Source organism: Aeromonas sp. QDB62 (assembly GCF_027705695.1).
Classification (GTDB): domain Bacteria; phylum Pseudomonadota; class Gammaproteobacteria; order Enterobacterales; family Aeromonadaceae; genus Aeromonas; species Aeromonas allosaccharophila.
Window position 1 is genome coordinate 1 of sequence record NZ_JAPDCD010000038.1, and the last position, 13,584, is coordinate 13,584.

Consider the following 13,584-nt stretch of genomic DNA (forward strand, 5'->3'; position numbering starts at 1 on the left):
TCGAACCCTCGATACGTTGCCGTATACACACTTTCCAGGCGTGCTCCTTCAGCCACTCGGACACCTCACCAAATTTTGGTCTGTGGTTTAACGTGTTCAGCCAACACGGTGTTCACTGCGCTGTTGCGCTGGAACGGGGCGTAATTTAGGGGAAAGGGCTGTGTGGGTCAACCTCTTTTCCCCTTATTTTTCATAATCTTTTCCGAATGACTAACCCTTGCGCAGAATGCCGGTTTTTTAAACCGGATCAGGGCTTGTCGAGGATGATCAGACTGTCCGGCAGCTCGTTTTGATCCCGGGTGGCCGGGAACGCATCGGTCAGAATGGCGCTGACGCGCTCCACGCACTCCAGAAAACCCTGTTCGATCTCCTTGTTGCGCACTCGCGCCACGAAGTCGTCGATGATCTCCTGCCACTGGCCATTGTCGATATGCTGGGCGATGCCGTCATCCACCAGTATTTCGACATAGTGCTCGGCGGCAGAGACGAAGATCAGCACCCCGAGCCGGTCGCGGGTGCGGTGCAGCCCCTGCTCGACAAATTGCAGGCGGGCCATCAGCGCCGCCCGGTGCTGGCGTACTTTCTTCGGGATCAGCCGCATCTTGATGGGGGTCCAGTGGAACAGCAGGCTCAGCAGCAGCCAGACCGACCACTGCACCAGCAGGATTTCGTACCAGCCGAGCCAGAATCCGAGCTGGAACACCAGCAGCGGGGTGAGCATCGCCAGCAGCGCCGCCCAGAGGGTCGGAATGTAGCGATAGCCATCGCTGGCCGGTGCCAGCACGGTGACCAGTTCAGCATCAGTCTCTAGCTCCGCTTCGCGCACCTTGGCCTGAAGCGTGTGGAAGAACTGTTTAGAAATCATGATTTGTCTCTTTAATCCTGTTACCAGCCACCGGAGGCTCCGCCGCCGCCAAAACTGCCGCCGCCACCGCTGAATCCGCCGCCAGAGCGACCACCAAAGGCGCCGGAACCAAATCCACCGGCCATGTAGGCCGCCCGACGTCGTCCTCCCGGCCCACCGCCGCCACCCCCGCGCAGGTTGTGGAGCACGATCATCGCAATCACCACCAGAATAAACAGCCAGGGGCCACCGGATGTCTCATCCTTCTGCTGCTCGACTGGCTGATATTCCCCGGCGAGTGCCTTCATGATGCTCTGGCTGCCCGCCATGATCCCGGCCACCATATCGCCGCGCTTGAAGGCAGGCAGGATGCGACCATGGATGATGTTGGCGGCGATGGCGTCGGGCAGGGCGCCTTCCAGCCCGTATCCCACCTCGATCCGCACCTTGCGCTCATCCTGAGCAATCAGCAACAGCACGCCGTTGTTCTTGCCTTTCTGGCCGATCCCCCAGTGGCGACCGAGCTGATAGCCGTACTCCTCGATGGTCTCCCCGTCGAGGCTGTCGATGGAGACCACCACCAGCTGGATACCGCTGCGCTTTTCAAAGGCGGCCAGCTGTTGGGTCAGTTGATGGGCCTGTTTGCGGGACATCAGCGCCGCCTCATCCACCACCCGTCCGCTCAAGGCCGGAAAATTCGGCGCGGCCTGCAGCGCCGCCGTCCAGAGCAGCAGAAAAGGGAGCAGCGCACGCAGCATCATCTTCATTGGAAGCTGACCTTGGGCGCCTCATCGGCACCGGGTTTGGCACTGAAACTGGGTTTGGCCTCCAGATCCGAGTAGAGCAGCTTGGACCAGATAACGCCGGGGAAGGTGCGGATCTCGGTATTGAACTGGCGCACCGCCTCGATATAGTCGCGGCGTGCCACCGAGATGCGATTCTCGGTTCCTTCCAGCTGGGCCTGCAGGGCAAGGAACTGCTGATCCGCTTTCAGCTCGGGGTAGCGTTCTACCACTACCATCAGGCGGGAGAGGGCGCTGGAGAGCTGGTTCTGCGCCGCTTCAAACTCCTTGAGCTGGGCAGGATCGCTCACCTGCACGCTGCCGACCCGGGCACGGGCATCGGTGACCGCCTTTAGGGTCTCCTGCTCATGGCTGGCGTAGCCCTTGACGGTGGCGACCAGATTGGGAATGAGATCGGCACGGCGCTGATACTGGTTCTCCACCTGCCCCCAGCTCGCCTTGACCTGCTCATCCAGGGTCGGAATATTGTTCATGCCGCAGCCGGTCAGGCCGAGCAGCAGGGTCAGGGTCAACAGGCTCTGCGTGGTTCTGCGCCAGAGTGATGTGGCCATCTTGTTGTTCTCCTTTGATATTTCGAGTCGATAGTGCGCCATGGATGGTGTACGACCAAGAGTGCACCACCATACCAGCTTGGGGTCAGTTGCCACAACGCGCAGGTAGTTCGGGTCGCTTGTTGATGCCGGAGACCTTGGGCAGTTGGGGCTTGTCTTTGAGCCAGGAGGCCAGCTCTTCCCCGCAGCCATTGCCGGGTGGAATGGGGGCCTGAGGTTCGCAATCGGGGCTGCCTACCGGGCAGCGCAGCCTCACGTGGAAGTGGCTGAAGTGGCCCACCCAGGGGCGTAGCTTGGCGACCCAGGGCTCGTCACCAGCCTGTTGGCAGACCGCGGCTTTGATCACCGGATTGACGAAGATACGGGCCACCTCGGGTTTGCTGGCCGCAAGCCGCAGCAGGGTGAGCTGCTGGGGGCCAAAGCGGCCCGGTAACATCTTGTAGCTGGGTTCGTCGATCAGTGCCCACTCCTTGGGGGCATCCTGCTCCCATTTGCTGATGGGGCGGTTGGCCATGCGAAACCAGATATCGGCGTCGAGTCCGGTCTGGTGGCTGCGATGGCCGGAGGTAAAGGGGCCGCCCCGGGCCATCGCCAGATCGGCGATATAGAGATCCGGCAGCCCGGCCATGCGGGTCTGGTTGGCCAGCGTCTGCAGATAGTGGATAAGGTCGGGGTGGCCGTAGTAGCGCAGTCGTTTGGTGCGGATCACCTGATAACCCGGCCCTTCGAGGGGCAGGGATACGCCGTTTTTCAGGCAACCGGCGGCATAACCACCGATGGCTTCCGCTTGCAATACAGTCGCCAGCAACAGGGACGTCAGCATGTGCGTGCTCCTTGTCTTGCTTCGAGTCGGCTCAGCAATACGAACAGACTCAAACATATAAATAAATAGGCCGTGGCCACCAGCAGCCAGATCTCGTAGACCAGTCCGCTGGAGTTGGCCATCTCGGTGCCGACGAAGGTGAGCTCCTGCACCGAGATAAGGGAAACGATGGCGGTATCCTTCACCAGCGCAATGAGCTGGCCGGTGAGGGGGGGGAGCATCAGCAGCATGGCCTGCGGCAGGATCACATGGCGCAGCCGCACCCAGGGGGAGAGCCCGAGGCTCTGCGCCGCCTCCCACTGGCCACGGGGGATGGCGGCCAGCCCGGCGCGGACGATCTCGGCGACGAAGGCTGCGCTGATCATGCCAACGCAGAGGGTGCCTGAGATGAGGTTCTCCCAGCGGGCAGGTGGGCCAAACAGCGCCTCTTGCCACGGGGAGAGTGATACGGTGCCGAGCCAGCGGGAGAGGCCGCTTGCAGGCAGCAGCTGGTTGGCGATAAAGAAGTAGAAGATGAAGATAAAGACCAGCGGCGGCAGATTGCGGATCAGCTGGATAAACAGGGTCGCGGGCATCACCAGCCAGGGTCGGCGGCTGAAGGCAGCTACCCCCAGCGCAGTGCCGAGCAGCAGCGCCAGCACCATGCCGAGCAGGGCGATACGGAAGGTGGTGAGCAGACCGCTGAAAAAGTAGGGCAACTCGCCGTGAGGGCCGGGGGTGAACAGCAGGTCGAAGGCTTCATGCCAGCGCCACTGATAGGCCACTCCGATGTGCAAGCGGCTGGCCAGCCAGAGGCCTGCCAGCAGCAAGAGCAGGGCGATCGCCCCATCCAGCCAGTTGATACGCCGACATCGCTTCTGGACGATTCGCCGGATGGTCTCTTTTAGAGCAATCAGCATCAGGGATTGGCGACCTGCGCTTCCCACGCCAGCGACTTGAACCAGTAGTCATGGCGCGCCTTGAGCCAGCCATCGGCCTGACGGGCGGCGATCCACTCGTTGAACTGCTCAGCCAGGGCATCATCCCCCTTGCGCAGGGCAAAGCCTTCATCGCCTTGTGCCAACGGCTCGGCAAACGGCATAAAGAGGGCATCCGGGTGGCGCAGCGCCTCTTGCTCGGGTTTCGGGGAAGAGGAGAGGGCGCCGTGGGCGCGGCCGTTCAGCACCTCCTGAAATACCTGTGACTCGTCATCAAACTGGCGCAGGGTGGCCTTGGGGAAGTGTTCTTTTGCCACCTGTACCGGTGAGGCGCCACGACGTACCGCCAGGATCACCCCGCGCTGGTTGAAGTCCGCCACGGTTTTCTTCTCTTTGGCCATGGTGCTGGAGGCGGCCAGCTGCACCCCCGAATGGGAGTAGGCCTGGGTGAAGCGCACGCTCTTCTCCCGCTCGGGGGTGATGGTGAGGCCGCCGATGATGACGTCATATTTTTTCGCCAGCAGGGAGGGGATGATGCCATCCCAGGCGGTAGGCACGAACTCTACCTGCCAGCCGTTATCTGTGGCGAGGCGACGGGCCACGTCAATCTCAAAACCGATCAGCGCCCCTTGCTTGTCGCGCATCGCCCAGGGGGCGAAGGTGGACATGCCGACCCGCAGGGTACCGCTCTGCTCGATCTGCGCCTGGGTGTCGGATGGGGCAGTTTCTGCCAGTGCCGGAGTGAGCAGGCTTGCCAGCAGCAGGGCTGCGCCCGACAGGGTGATCTTGAATGACAGATTCATGGTTAGCGTCCTTGTTGATCCGGATTCAGGTGACGGGCCAGTGCCCGCGAACAGGCTGACAGCGTCAGGGTTAACAGCAAATAGAGGGCAGCTACGGTAAACCACACCTCAAAGGTCAGAAATGTATCGGCAACCAGAGTACGCCCTTCGTTGGTCAGATCGAAGATGGCGATTACACTCACTAGCGCCGAATGTTTGATAAGGGAGACCAGCTCGTTGGTCAGCGGCGGCAAGGTGATGCGCACCAGCTGGGGCAGGATCACGGTGCGCAGGGTGATGGCCCGTGACAAGCCAAGCGACTGGGCTGCCTCCCACTGTCCTTTGGGAATGGCCTGTACACCTGCACGCAGCACTTCGGCGGTGAAGGCCCCCTGATAGAGGGAGAGGCTCAACACGGCGCAGGCAAGGGGGGCCAGCCCCAGCATGGGGCCCAGCAAGAAATAGAGAATATAGAGCTGCACCAACTGGGGCGTGGTGCGCACCAGCGCCAGATAGGCGATGGCGAGCCAAGGGCCGAGCCTGGAGGGAAGCAGCCGCAGGCTAACCACGCACACCCCGACCACCAAGGTGCCCAGCAGACTGAGCAGTGCCACCTGCAAGGTGACTAGCAGGCCGTTTAGCAGGGGGCCGGCATAAAAGGTCCCCTCATCCCACTCGCCGAGAAAGGGCAACACCCGCGGCCACTGCCACTCATAGCCCATCTGGCGAGCGCCGCTATAGAGCGCCCAGCCCAGTAGCGCAGAGAGCATCACAGTGCCTGACAACCAGCCGAGCAGGTGAGGGTGTTTGAGCCTAGCCATGATAGCTGAGCACCTGTTCGAGGAAGGCCTGGGTGCGCGGGTGCCGGGGGGCGCTGAACAGCTGGGCGGGCGTGGCCGATTCGATGATCTTGCCCTCGTCCATAAAGAGCACCCGATCTGCCACCTGACGGGCAAAACCCATCTCGTGGGTGACGCAGATCAGGGTCATCCCCTCGTCAGCCAGCTCGCGGATCACATCGAGCACTTCACGGATCATCTCGGGGTCGAGGGCGGAGGTGGGCTCGTCAAACAGCATCAGCTCGGGTTGCATGCAGAGGGAGCGGGCGATGGCGACCCGCTGCTGCTGGCCGCCGGAGAGCTGGTGGGGGTACTTGTCGGCCTGCGCCTGAATGCGCACCCGCTCGAGCAGTCCGAGCGCCCGGGCTTTGGCCTCCCGGGGGCGCAACCCCAGGGTATGTACCGGTGCCACCATCAAGTTTTCCAGTACCGTCATATGGGGGAAGAGGTTGAACTGCTGAAACACCATGCCGACCCGACCTTGCAGGCGGCGCAGGTAGGCGGGGGTCACCGGCTCGCCAAACAGGCACAGCTGGCCGCCGTCGATCCCCTCCAGCCCGTTGATGGTGCGGATCAGCGTCGATTTACCGGAGCCTGACGGGCCACAGATGACCCACTTCTCTCCCCGTTCAATGGTGAGATCGATGTGATGAAGAGCCTGAAAGTCGCCATAGAATTTGTCGACGCCACAAAAGCGCACACAGGGTTGCGAGCTGGTCAAGAAACGGGTTCCACTGAGAATCATTTACGCCATGGTATTGATTTTATAGGGGGATGACAAAGAAAACCCCCTTGTCAGCATCCTGATGGCTATTCACAATGGCGCCATTTCGTGATGACAGGAGCTTTTCATGCGTATTACATCCTTGCTTGCCGATTCACAGGTACAGCTGTTGATGCCGCCAGCGGTTCGCTATCGCTGCGTCATTTTTCTGCTGTTGCTGGTGAGTTGGGGCGTGGTGGCGGCCTCCTTGTGGCATGGCTGGGGCGCCATGGCGCTGCTCAACTGGGTGGGCGTGGTCTTTGGTGGCATCACCGGTATCATGGTGTCGCTGCCCCGCAGCTGGCAGCCCTGGCGACTGGCGGAATTGGGCTGGGATGAACAGTATATCTATCTGCTCAATGGCAACAAGGATGAGGCGCTGGCGCTGCCCCGCAGCCAGCTGGTGGCGCTCGAGCGAGAGCGGCGAGTGGGTCACGATGGCCAGTGGCTCGACTTCAGCCTCGATCTGCAACTGAGTGAAGAGCAGCTGGCGGCGGCCATGGCCTTGCTGGATCTCAAGGCGGGGGAGTTGCATCTGGTGAGCCCGTCGGTCTATCGCTTCGGCTTTAAACGGGCCTGGCACGGTCGCCGGATGCTGGCGCAACGGTTGTCAGATCTGCAAGCGGCCTGAATCGACTATTTTCTCGACAATTCCCGGCAAAGCTCAGATACTGCCAGTGACTCGAATTGATCTTGTCTGCACTGTTCACCCAAGAGATCAATCACTTGACGACAGTGTGGAGAAGGCCACGGCATGAAGCCATGGCAGGTCCGGCATAGGGGTTGTGCCCTTACCGTTATGCCGGGAATTGCATAGAGAAGGCACCTTGAATCGAGAGTGGATGGCATGAAGATTTACGTAGGAAATCTGTCGTACCGGATGACGGCCGACGAACTGAAAACCCTGTTCAGCCAGTTTGGACAGGTCGACAAGGTTGATATCATCATCGACCGCGATACCGGCCAGTCAAAGGGGTTTGGTTTTATTGAAATGCCGGTCAATGGTGATGCCGAAAAGGCCATCGCCGGTCTGCATGGCACTGAAGTCGGTGGCCGTACCATCACCGTCAACCAGGCCAAACCGAAGACAGATGCTCCTCGTGGTCGCCCGCAACAGCGCCACCGCTAAGGTGCCTCGGCAATGAAAAACGGCATGGGTTTCCCCCATGCCGTTTTTGTTTCTGGACGTTTTGCTGTGATCAGGGGACGTCGTAGCCGAGCGCCGCTTTGCGGATGCGGAACCACTGCTGGCGATTGAGGGCGATGGATTCGGCGGCCACGGCGGCAGCAATCCGCTCCCGCTTGCCGGAGCCAATCAATGGCAGCGGCTGGCTTGGCAGCATCATCACCCAGGCGTAGACCACCTGCTCGATAGTCTGGGCGCCCACTTCCTGACGGATCTGCTCCAGCTCTGCGCGCAGCGGGGCATAGGCATCATCGCTGAACAGTCGGCCGCCGCCGAGACATGACCAGGCCATCGGCTTGATGCCAAGCTGCTGGCACTGATCCAGGGTACCATCGAGGGTCCCTTCCTGATGAAGCGGCGAGATCTCCAGCTGGTTAGTGACCAGCGGGAAGGGAAGGCGCGATTGCAACAGCTCGAACTGACGAGCGGTGAAGTTGGATACCCCGGCGTGCTTGATCTTGCCCGCCTGTTTCAGGGTGATAAAGGCGTCGGCCACTTCATCGGCGTTCATCAGGGGATCCGGTCGGTGGATCAGCAGCAGGTCCAGATGGTCGGTGCCGAGTTTGCGCAGCGAGGCTTCGGCGCTGGCGATGATATGACCCTTGCCGGTGTTGTAGTGGTTGAGGGCATGTTCCGGTTTGGCGGTGAGGGCGATGCCACACTTGCTGACGATCTCCATCCGCTCGCGCAGGGAAGGTTCGAGGCGCAGGGTGTGACCAAACGCCTCTTCGCACTGGTAGCCACCATAGATATCGGCGTGATCGATGGTGGTGACCCCCAGATCCAGATGATATTTCATCAGATCGAGCAGAGCGGCCGGAGAGAGCTGCCACTCCATCAGGCGCCAGTAACCCATGATGAGGCGAGAGAAGGTGGGGCCTTGCGGATGCAGGGTGACACGGGATACAGACATGGTTGACTCCTTTAAAAACGCGATGCGAAAACGATGTGCAACATAGATGACTGCGGGCATCTTGGCGCCATGTGGCTGGCAAAGCAATCATGGGCAGTGGCATGATTCGAACTTTGGTTCTGACCGGAGAGAGTTATATGGAAGGATTTGCCGAGCGCTTGCAGAGCCTGATCGGGGAGATGAGCGTGAGTGCCTTTGCCCGCAAGGTGGGGCTCAGTGAAGCGCTGATCCGCAAATATTTGAAGGGAGCCGAGCCTGGCCTGGCGCGGGCCAACCAGATCGCCATGGGGGCCAACTGCTCGCTGGAGTGGCTGGCAACCGGCTGCGGTTATCTCTACCGTCAGGCGGAAGTGGTGGACAGGGAGGCGCTGGCGGCGGCGCAGCAACTGCTGGGCGAGCAGCAACCCGGGGTTGGGCTGCCCGATGAGGAGGCGCTGGTCACCCTGCTCGCCTACTACCAGTTTTTGCGCACCCACAAGAAAGCGGACGGTTTTCTCGATCTGGCGCTGGCGCGGGAGTTTGGCCGCCATCTGGGGGAAGCGTGATGAGGGGCATATTACCCTTTGGTCGTGTCACGGCCGGTTGATTATTCTGATACGCTCTAAGCAAGATAACTCTCCATGGAATGGGCGATGAGCTACTTGATCCTCGGAAGCGGTGCGCTGGGCTCGGCGCTGGCAAGAGAGCTGATGGCAAGGGGGGAATCCTTCCTGCTGGCCGGGCGCACCTATCCAAAAGGGATCGAGATGGGGGCCTTCTTCCCGCTGCAAGAGGTGGATGCGATCTCGTTCGATGCCTTGTTTACCCTCTACGATACCGATCCGCTCCCCACTGTGGTCATCAACACCATCGGCGTGTTGCACGATGTCAGCTTTATGCCGGAGCGGCGGGTTGAAGAGGTGCACCCCAAGTGGCTGTGCGACAGCCTGCTGGCCAATGCCTGGCCAACGCTGGCGCTGGCTGCCCGCTTCAGCCGGTTGATGGGCAATGACCATCCGCTGTGGCTCTGCGCCATCTCCGATCTGGCGGGCTCCATCGCCGCCAATCTGGAGGGGGGACGTTACAGCTACCGGATGAGCAAGGCGGCCCTCGATATGGGGGTGAAAACCCTAGCCCTCGAGTGGGCGCAGCGTTTCCCGCAAGCAGGGGTGGTGGCGGTGGCGCCCGGCCTGATGGACTCCCCGATGAACACCCCCTTTCTGAGCGAGTTGCCTGCGGAACAATTGCAGGATCCTGCCGAGGTGGCGGTGAAACTACTCAATCTCATCAAGGGGTTATCGTTGACTCAATCGGGCCAGCTAGTGGATCTCAACGGTCAGCCGCTGCCCTGGTAAATCTCGCTAACGGCTTCGCCAGACGCCCATTCGCTTCACATTCTGCTCATGCGCCCCTTGCCAAGCGAAGGGCGCATGGCTAACGTCACTCTCCTGTTTCAGGAGGGATCTCATGCGCTATATCGATTTACGAAGTGACACCGTCACCCAGCCTACTGATGCCATGCGTCAGGCCATGCTCCACGCCGAAGTCGGTGACGATGTCTATGGTGAAGATCCGGGCGTCAACGCGCTGGAGGCCCACGGGGCCAGATTGCTGGGCAAACAGGCGGCACTGTTTGTGCCGTCCGGCACCATGTCCAACCTGCTGGCGGTGATGAGCCACTGTCAGCGCGGTGAGGGGGCCATACTGGGATCCGCCGCTCACATCTATCGTTACGAAGCGCAGGGGAGTGCCGTGCTGGGCTCCGTGGCCCTGCAACCCTTGCCGATGCAGCGTGACGGCACGCTGGCTTTCGATGATATCAAGGCCGCGCTGGCGCCTGATGATGCCCACTTCGTCCAGACTCGCCTGATCTGCCTTGAGAACACCCACAACGGCAAGGTGCTGCCGCTCTCCTATCTGCAAGAGATGGGGGCATTCGTTGCTGAACGCGGCTTGAAGCTTCATCTCGATGGTGCCCGGCTTTTTAACGCTGCCGTGGCCAGCGAGACAGCGGCCGCGGTGATCGCCGCGCCATTTGACAGCATCTCGATCTGCCTCTCCAAGGGGCTGGGCGCACCGGTGGGTTCGCTGCTGGTGGGCAGTCACGACTTCATTGCCCGTGCGCGCCGTCTGCGCAAGATGCTGGGGGGCGGCATGCGTCAGGCGGGCATTCTGGCGCAAGCCGGTCTGTTTGCCCTCGAGCAGCATGTGACCCGTCTGGCCGATGATCTCCGCCGTGCCAAACGGCTGGCCGAAGGGCTGGCGGCACTGCCGGGCATCGAGCTCGACCTCTCGCTGGTGCAGAGCAACATGGTGTTCCTGCGGCTGAGTGAGGGGGAATCAGCCCCTCTGCTCGCTTTTATGAAGGAGCGGGGGATCCTCTTCTCCGGTTACGGCGAGCTGCGGCTGGTGACCCATCTGCAAATCAACGATGACGATATTGAAGAGGTGATCGACGCCTTCACCGAGTATCTCGGAGCGCGTTGAGGCGGTTTGGTGAGGTAGAGGTTATACCGAGACCTGTTTATACAGAAATAACAGAGGGCGCCGCGGCGCCCTCTGTTATTTGCAGCAAGCTCAAGCCTGCCGCTGGCCGCTCATCAGCATGGCCTCATCGGTGGCATCGTAGATCATCACCGCGATGTGGGTCACCTGACCGCCGAAATCGGCCAGTGGCACCAGCGTCAGGTTCTGGAACATGTGGGGGGCCGAGCCGGTAATGGGGCGGTAGTTGGAGAAACGCAGCAGGTAGGGCTTCTGCTCCCAGGTGCTGAAGGCGCGGTTGTTGAGCTTGAAGACCATGTTGGCCTTGCGCTCGAACCAGGCTCTGTCCACATCGGGGAAGAGCTCGAACAGCACGCCGTCACGCACTTCACCGGCCAGCCGGCCACTGTGGCTCTCCATAAAGCCATTCCACACCTGAATCTTGTACTCCTTGTCGAGCACCACCAAGCCTACGTCCAGGTTCTGGACTATGTTCATCAGCCAATGAAATTCACGGATTTCCATAGTCACTCCTAGAGCATGTGCATGATTTTGTTGTTCATGGTGGCGATGGAATCTTCGGTAAACAGCAGCAGCAGATCACACTGCACCGCGTAATCCTGGATCCGGTAGTTGATCTCGATGGCGAGTGTGCGGCGCCAGCGACTCTTGTTGGTGTTGATCAGCTCGTTGATGGGTCTGTGCTGGCCGAGCACCACCGGGTGGCCCTGACTGAAGGGGGTATCGAGCTGGTTGGCGTAGCCACGCAGGAAGGCGCCGATCAGCACATTGGCGGTATCCATCAGCAGCTCCAGTTCGGCGGTGCGATCCAGCGTCCCCTGATGGTTCATCAGCTTGGCCAAATCTTTGAAGCTGGAGTCATGGAACAGGATCAGCGCTTCGCCGGCGATCCCGGCCCCGATAAAGCCCTGACAGACGGCGGAGAGGGTATCTGAATCCGCAGCCGCCGAGAGGGCCATGTGCAGCTCGGAGACTTCCAGCACGTTAACGTTGGGGATGGGCAGCACCACGAAGGCGTTGAGCAGACGGGCCAGCAAGTCGGCCGCCTGCCCCATGGAGACGTTGGCCAGCTCCTGATAGACATCGCGGATTTCGGGGGTGATCTTGACGCCCGCATCGGCTATCACGCCGCTGGGCAACAACTCGGTAGCGCTTGGCAAACCGCTCGGGGTCGCACTCCAGAAGCCGTGTTGTTTGAGCAGGGCGAGCAGGGTATCGGGGGCGGCGGGTTTCTTGATGAAATCGAGCGCCCCCAGCCCCATGACCCGCTGATAGGCTTCCGGCTGGATGTCGCCGGAGACCACGAATACCTTGCTACGCAGCCCCTCCCGCTGGAGGGTCTCCAGCACGCCGTAACCGTCCATCTCCGGCATGGTCAGATCGAGGAAGATGAGATCGCCATGACCCATCAGCACCTGTTCGATCCCTTCGAGACCATTGGCTGCGTAGTGCAAATCGACTTTCCAGTCGGCCGGGAGTGCCCGTGCCAGCTGTTTGCGGGCGAACCCGGAGTCATCACATATCAATACATTCATGGCGTTAGGCAGGCTCTGTTGGCAAGGGTTGCTATAAGTGTGGCCCGCTAACGGTCAGATGCAATGGGTGAGGGTGTCGCCTTGTGAAAATTGGTTGTCCCATTGCCGGTTGCGATAGCGCGCTGAGTATTTTTCAACAAATTCAACGAACATCTTAACACGCAACGGCGCAAACTGGTGTTGGCAACACAACATGTAGAAGGGGCGATTGCCGGTTTGCCAGTCGGTCAATACCGGCACCAACTGCTCGTCATGAAGGAAGTTGTTCAGATAGTGCAAGGGGGCGTTGACGATCCCCAGATGGCGCCGGGCTGCGCGCACCGCGGCCTGGGTCTGGTTGACGGTCAGCTTGGCGCTGCGTTTGACGCAGACGCTTTGGCCATCCTTGTCGGTCAGCTGCCAATGCTGGTGCGGCCAGCAGTAGATGAGATCGTGATCTTCCAGCTGGTTGGGGTGGGACGGGGTCCCCTTCTTGGTCAGATAGAGCGGCGAGGCAAACAGGCCGTATTCGATATGACCGAGACAGATCGCATTGGGCAGGGATTGGGGCAGCTCGCCATTGAAAAAGACCAGATCCCGATCATTGTCGAACAGGTGCTGGTGATCATTGGTCTGGGTGATGTCGAACTGCACCTCGGGATAGTGCAGTCCGAATTCGGCCAGCATATCGATGAGGATGGTGTTGGAGAGCGCGATCGGCGCCGCCACCCGGATAAGCCCGGTGATATCGGCCTCTTTACCCTGGATCTCGCTGGTGGCCTGCTCGATTTGGGCGAGCGGCGTGCAGAGGCGCTCGTAGTATCTGAGCCCCTCATCGGTAAGGCGCAGCTTGCGGGTAGAGCGATGTAGCAGGGAGCAACCCAATTGCTCTTCCAGCTGGGAAATGCGTCGACTGATGGTGCCTGTTGGCATGCCCAGTGCGGCGGCAGCGTGGGAGAATCCTCCCTCTTGCACCACCTTGACGAACAGGTAGAACTCTTCGATGTGCTTCATAAACGCTGTTCTGGGTGTAACAAGGGGGCAACCATAAAAAGAGCGTTCCGGGTTGGCAAGGGTAATTCAGCGTTTAATTGATCTGGATTCGATTTCTGCTGATACCAGTTTTCGACTCTTCGTTCACACTCCTGCTACCTGCTCGCTTTCG

General features: G+C 60.5%; 17 protein-coding genes. 5 read left to right on the top strand and 12 right to left on the bottom strand.

What is annotated here, in order from left to right:
- Positions 1–247: 247 nt before the first annotated feature.
- The 8 genes from OKC27_RS17200 to OKC27_RS17235 all read right to left on the bottom strand — a co-directional run bounded on the left by OKC27_RS17200 (position 248) and on the right by OKC27_RS17235 (position 6,304).
- Positions 248–865: a TPM domain-containing protein gene (locus tag OKC27_RS17200; RefSeq protein ID WP_005337196.1), complete on the bottom strand. Its 618-nt coding sequence runs from the start codon at positions 863–865 to the stop codon at positions 248–250.
- A 20-nt stretch (positions 866–885) separates the two neighbouring features.
- Positions 886–1,611 (bottom strand): TPM domain-containing protein, encoded by a 726-nt coding sequence (locus tag OKC27_RS17205; RefSeq protein WP_182937680.1) that lies wholly within the window; start codon positions 1,609–1,611, stop codon positions 886–888.
- The gene (locus OKC27_RS17210) at positions 1,608–2,198 is read right to left on the bottom strand and encodes a LemA family protein (RefSeq protein WP_005346564.1); all 591 of its coding nucleotides are present in this window, start codon (positions 2,196–2,198) and stop codon (positions 1,608–1,610) included. The genes OKC27_RS17205 and OKC27_RS17210 overlap by 4 nt, the downstream gene beginning before the upstream one ends.
- Positions 2,199–2,283: 85 nt before the next feature.
- Positions 2,284–3,021, bottom strand: coding sequence for a penicillin-insensitive murein endopeptidase (gene mepA / locus OKC27_RS17215; protein WP_182937679.1), 738 nt, complete (start codon positions 3,019–3,021; stop codon positions 2,284–2,286).
- Positions 3,015–3,920, bottom strand: a complete 906-nt coding sequence (locus OKC27_RS17220) for an amino acid ABC transporter permease (RefSeq protein WP_182937678.1) — start codon at positions 3,918–3,920, stop codon at positions 3,015–3,017. Before OKC27_RS17220 ends, mepA begins: the two co-directional genes overlap by 7 nt.
- A complete protein-coding gene (locus OKC27_RS17225; protein ID WP_270806522.1) occupies positions 3,920–4,741 on the bottom strand; it encodes a transporter substrate-binding domain-containing protein in 822 nt (273 codons plus the stop codon). Before OKC27_RS17225 ends, OKC27_RS17220 begins: the two co-directional genes overlap by 1 nt.
- Before the next feature lie 2 nt (positions 4,742–4,743).
- Complete coding sequence (locus tag OKC27_RS17230) at positions 4,744–5,541, bottom strand: amino acid ABC transporter permease (RefSeq protein ID WP_182937677.1); 798 nt, start codon at positions 5,539–5,541, stop codon at positions 4,744–4,746.
- Positions 5,534–6,304 (bottom strand): amino acid ABC transporter ATP-binding protein, encoded by a 771-nt coding sequence (locus tag OKC27_RS17235; RefSeq protein WP_182937676.1) that lies wholly within the window; start codon positions 6,302–6,304, stop codon positions 5,534–5,536. The genes OKC27_RS17230 and OKC27_RS17235 overlap by 8 nt, the downstream gene beginning before the upstream one ends.
- A 106-nt stretch (positions 6,305–6,410) precedes the next feature.
- Between OKC27_RS17235 and OKC27_RS17240 the strand changes: the two genes are divergently transcribed.
- Positions 6,411–6,953, top strand: a complete 543-nt coding sequence (locus tag OKC27_RS17240) for a hypothetical protein (protein WP_182937675.1) — start codon at positions 6,411–6,413, stop codon at positions 6,951–6,953.
- 216 nt (positions 6,954–7,169) lie between these two features.
- Positions 7,170–7,451, top strand: coding sequence for an RNA recognition motif domain-containing protein (locus OKC27_RS17245; RefSeq protein WP_005337180.1), 282 nt, complete (start codon positions 7,170–7,172; stop codon positions 7,449–7,451).
- A 70-nt stretch (positions 7,452–7,521) separates the two neighbouring features.
- On the opposite strand, the gene OKC27_RS17250 is transcribed toward OKC27_RS17245, so the two are convergent.
- Complete coding sequence (locus OKC27_RS17250) at positions 7,522–8,421, bottom strand: aldo/keto reductase (protein WP_182937674.1); 900 nt, start codon at positions 8,419–8,421, stop codon at positions 7,522–7,524.
- 137 nt (positions 8,422–8,558) lie between these two features.
- Between OKC27_RS17250 and OKC27_RS17255 the strand changes: the two genes are divergently transcribed.
- The 3 genes from OKC27_RS17255 to ltaE all read left to right on the top strand — a co-directional run bounded on the left by OKC27_RS17255 (position 8,559) and on the right by ltaE (position 10,887).
- A complete protein-coding gene (locus OKC27_RS17255) occupies positions 8,559–8,966 on the top strand; it encodes a helix-turn-helix domain-containing protein (RefSeq protein ID WP_033137628.1) in 408 nt (135 codons plus the stop codon).
- 87 nt (positions 8,967–9,053) lie between these two features.
- Entirely contained in the window at positions 9,054–9,755 is a 702-nt protein-coding gene (locus OKC27_RS17260) for an SDR family oxidoreductase (protein ID WP_182937673.1), read from the top strand.
- A gap of 112 nt (positions 9,756–9,867) precedes the next feature.
- The gene (ltaE, locus tag OKC27_RS17265) at positions 9,868–10,887 is read left to right on the top strand and encodes a low-specificity L-threonine aldolase (RefSeq protein ID WP_182937672.1); all 1,020 of its coding nucleotides are present in this window, start codon (positions 9,868–9,870) and stop codon (positions 10,885–10,887) included.
- A 90-nt stretch (positions 10,888–10,977) separates the two neighbouring features.
- Here the strand turns inward: ltaE and OKC27_RS17270 are convergent, their stop codons facing one another.
- From OKC27_RS17270 to OKC27_RS17280, 3 genes are read right to left on the bottom strand one after another with little or no spacing between them, the layout of a single operon-like run.
- The gene (locus tag OKC27_RS17270; RefSeq protein WP_162626913.1) at positions 10,978–11,409 is read right to left on the bottom strand and encodes a PAS domain-containing protein; all 432 of its coding nucleotides are present in this window, start codon (positions 11,407–11,409) and stop codon (positions 10,978–10,980) included.
- Positions 11,410–11,417: 8 nt separating this feature from the next.
- Positions 11,418–12,440: a response regulator gene (locus tag OKC27_RS17275; protein WP_058051749.1), complete on the bottom strand. Its 1,023-nt coding sequence runs from the start codon at positions 12,438–12,440 to the stop codon at positions 11,418–11,420.
- A 54-nt stretch (positions 12,441–12,494) separates the two neighbouring features.
- Positions 12,495–13,433: a LysR family transcriptional regulator gene (locus OKC27_RS17280; protein WP_075112857.1), complete on the bottom strand. Its 939-nt coding sequence runs from the start codon at positions 13,431–13,433 to the stop codon at positions 12,495–12,497.
- Between the last annotated feature and the right edge of the window lie 151 nt (positions 13,434–13,584).

Coding starts and splice junctions, on each gene's coding strand:
- OKC27_RS17200 (WP_005337196.1), bottom strand. CDS start 865: ATGATTTCTAAACAGTTCTTCCACACGCTTCAGGCCAAGGTGCGCGAA.
- OKC27_RS17205 (WP_182937680.1), bottom strand. CDS start 1,611: ATGAAGATGATGCTGCGTGCGCTGCTCCCTTTTCTGCTGCTCTGGACG.
- OKC27_RS17210 (WP_005346564.1), bottom strand. CDS start 2,198: ATGGCCACATCACTCTGGCGCAGAACCACGCAGAGCCTGTTGACCCTG.
- mepA (WP_182937679.1), bottom strand. CDS start 3,021: ATGCTGACGTCCCTGTTGCTGGCGACTGTATTGCAAGCGGAAGCCATC.
- OKC27_RS17220 (WP_182937678.1), bottom strand. CDS start 3,920: ATGCTGATTGCTCTAAAAGAGACCATCCGGCGAATCGTCCAGAAGCGA.
- OKC27_RS17225 (WP_270806522.1), bottom strand. CDS start 4,741: ATGAATCTGTCATTCAAGATCACCCTGTCGGGCGCAGCCCTGCTGCTG.
- OKC27_RS17230 (WP_182937677.1), bottom strand. CDS start 5,541: ATGGCTAGGCTCAAACACCCTCACCTGCTCGGCTGGTTGTCAGGCACT.
- OKC27_RS17235 (WP_182937676.1), bottom strand. CDS start 6,304: ATGATTCTCAGTGGAACCCGTTTCTTGACCAGCTCGCAACCCTGTGTG.
- OKC27_RS17240 (WP_182937675.1), top strand. CDS start 6,411: ATGCGTATTACATCCTTGCTTGCCGATTCACAGGTACAGCTGTTGATG.
- OKC27_RS17245 (WP_005337180.1), top strand. CDS start 7,170: ATGAAGATTTACGTAGGAAATCTGTCGTACCGGATGACGGCCGACGAA.
- OKC27_RS17250 (WP_182937674.1), bottom strand. CDS start 8,421: ATGTCTGTATCCCGTGTCACCCTGCATCCGCAAGGCCCCACCTTCTCT.
- OKC27_RS17255 (WP_033137628.1), top strand. CDS start 8,559: ATGGAAGGATTTGCCGAGCGCTTGCAGAGCCTGATCGGGGAGATGAGC.
- OKC27_RS17260 (WP_182937673.1), top strand. CDS start 9,054: ATGAGCTACTTGATCCTCGGAAGCGGTGCGCTGGGCTCGGCGCTGGCA.
- ltaE (WP_182937672.1), top strand. CDS start 9,868: ATGCGCTATATCGATTTACGAAGTGACACCGTCACCCAGCCTACTGAT.
- OKC27_RS17270 (WP_162626913.1), bottom strand. CDS start 11,409: ATGGAAATCCGTGAATTTCATTGGCTGATGAACATAGTCCAGAACCTG.
- OKC27_RS17275 (WP_058051749.1), bottom strand. CDS start 12,440: ATGAATGTATTGATATGTGATGACTCCGGGTTCGCCCGCAAACAGCTG.
- OKC27_RS17280 (WP_075112857.1), bottom strand. CDS start 13,433: ATGAAGCACATCGAAGAGTTCTACCTGTTCGTCAAGGTGGTGCAAGAG.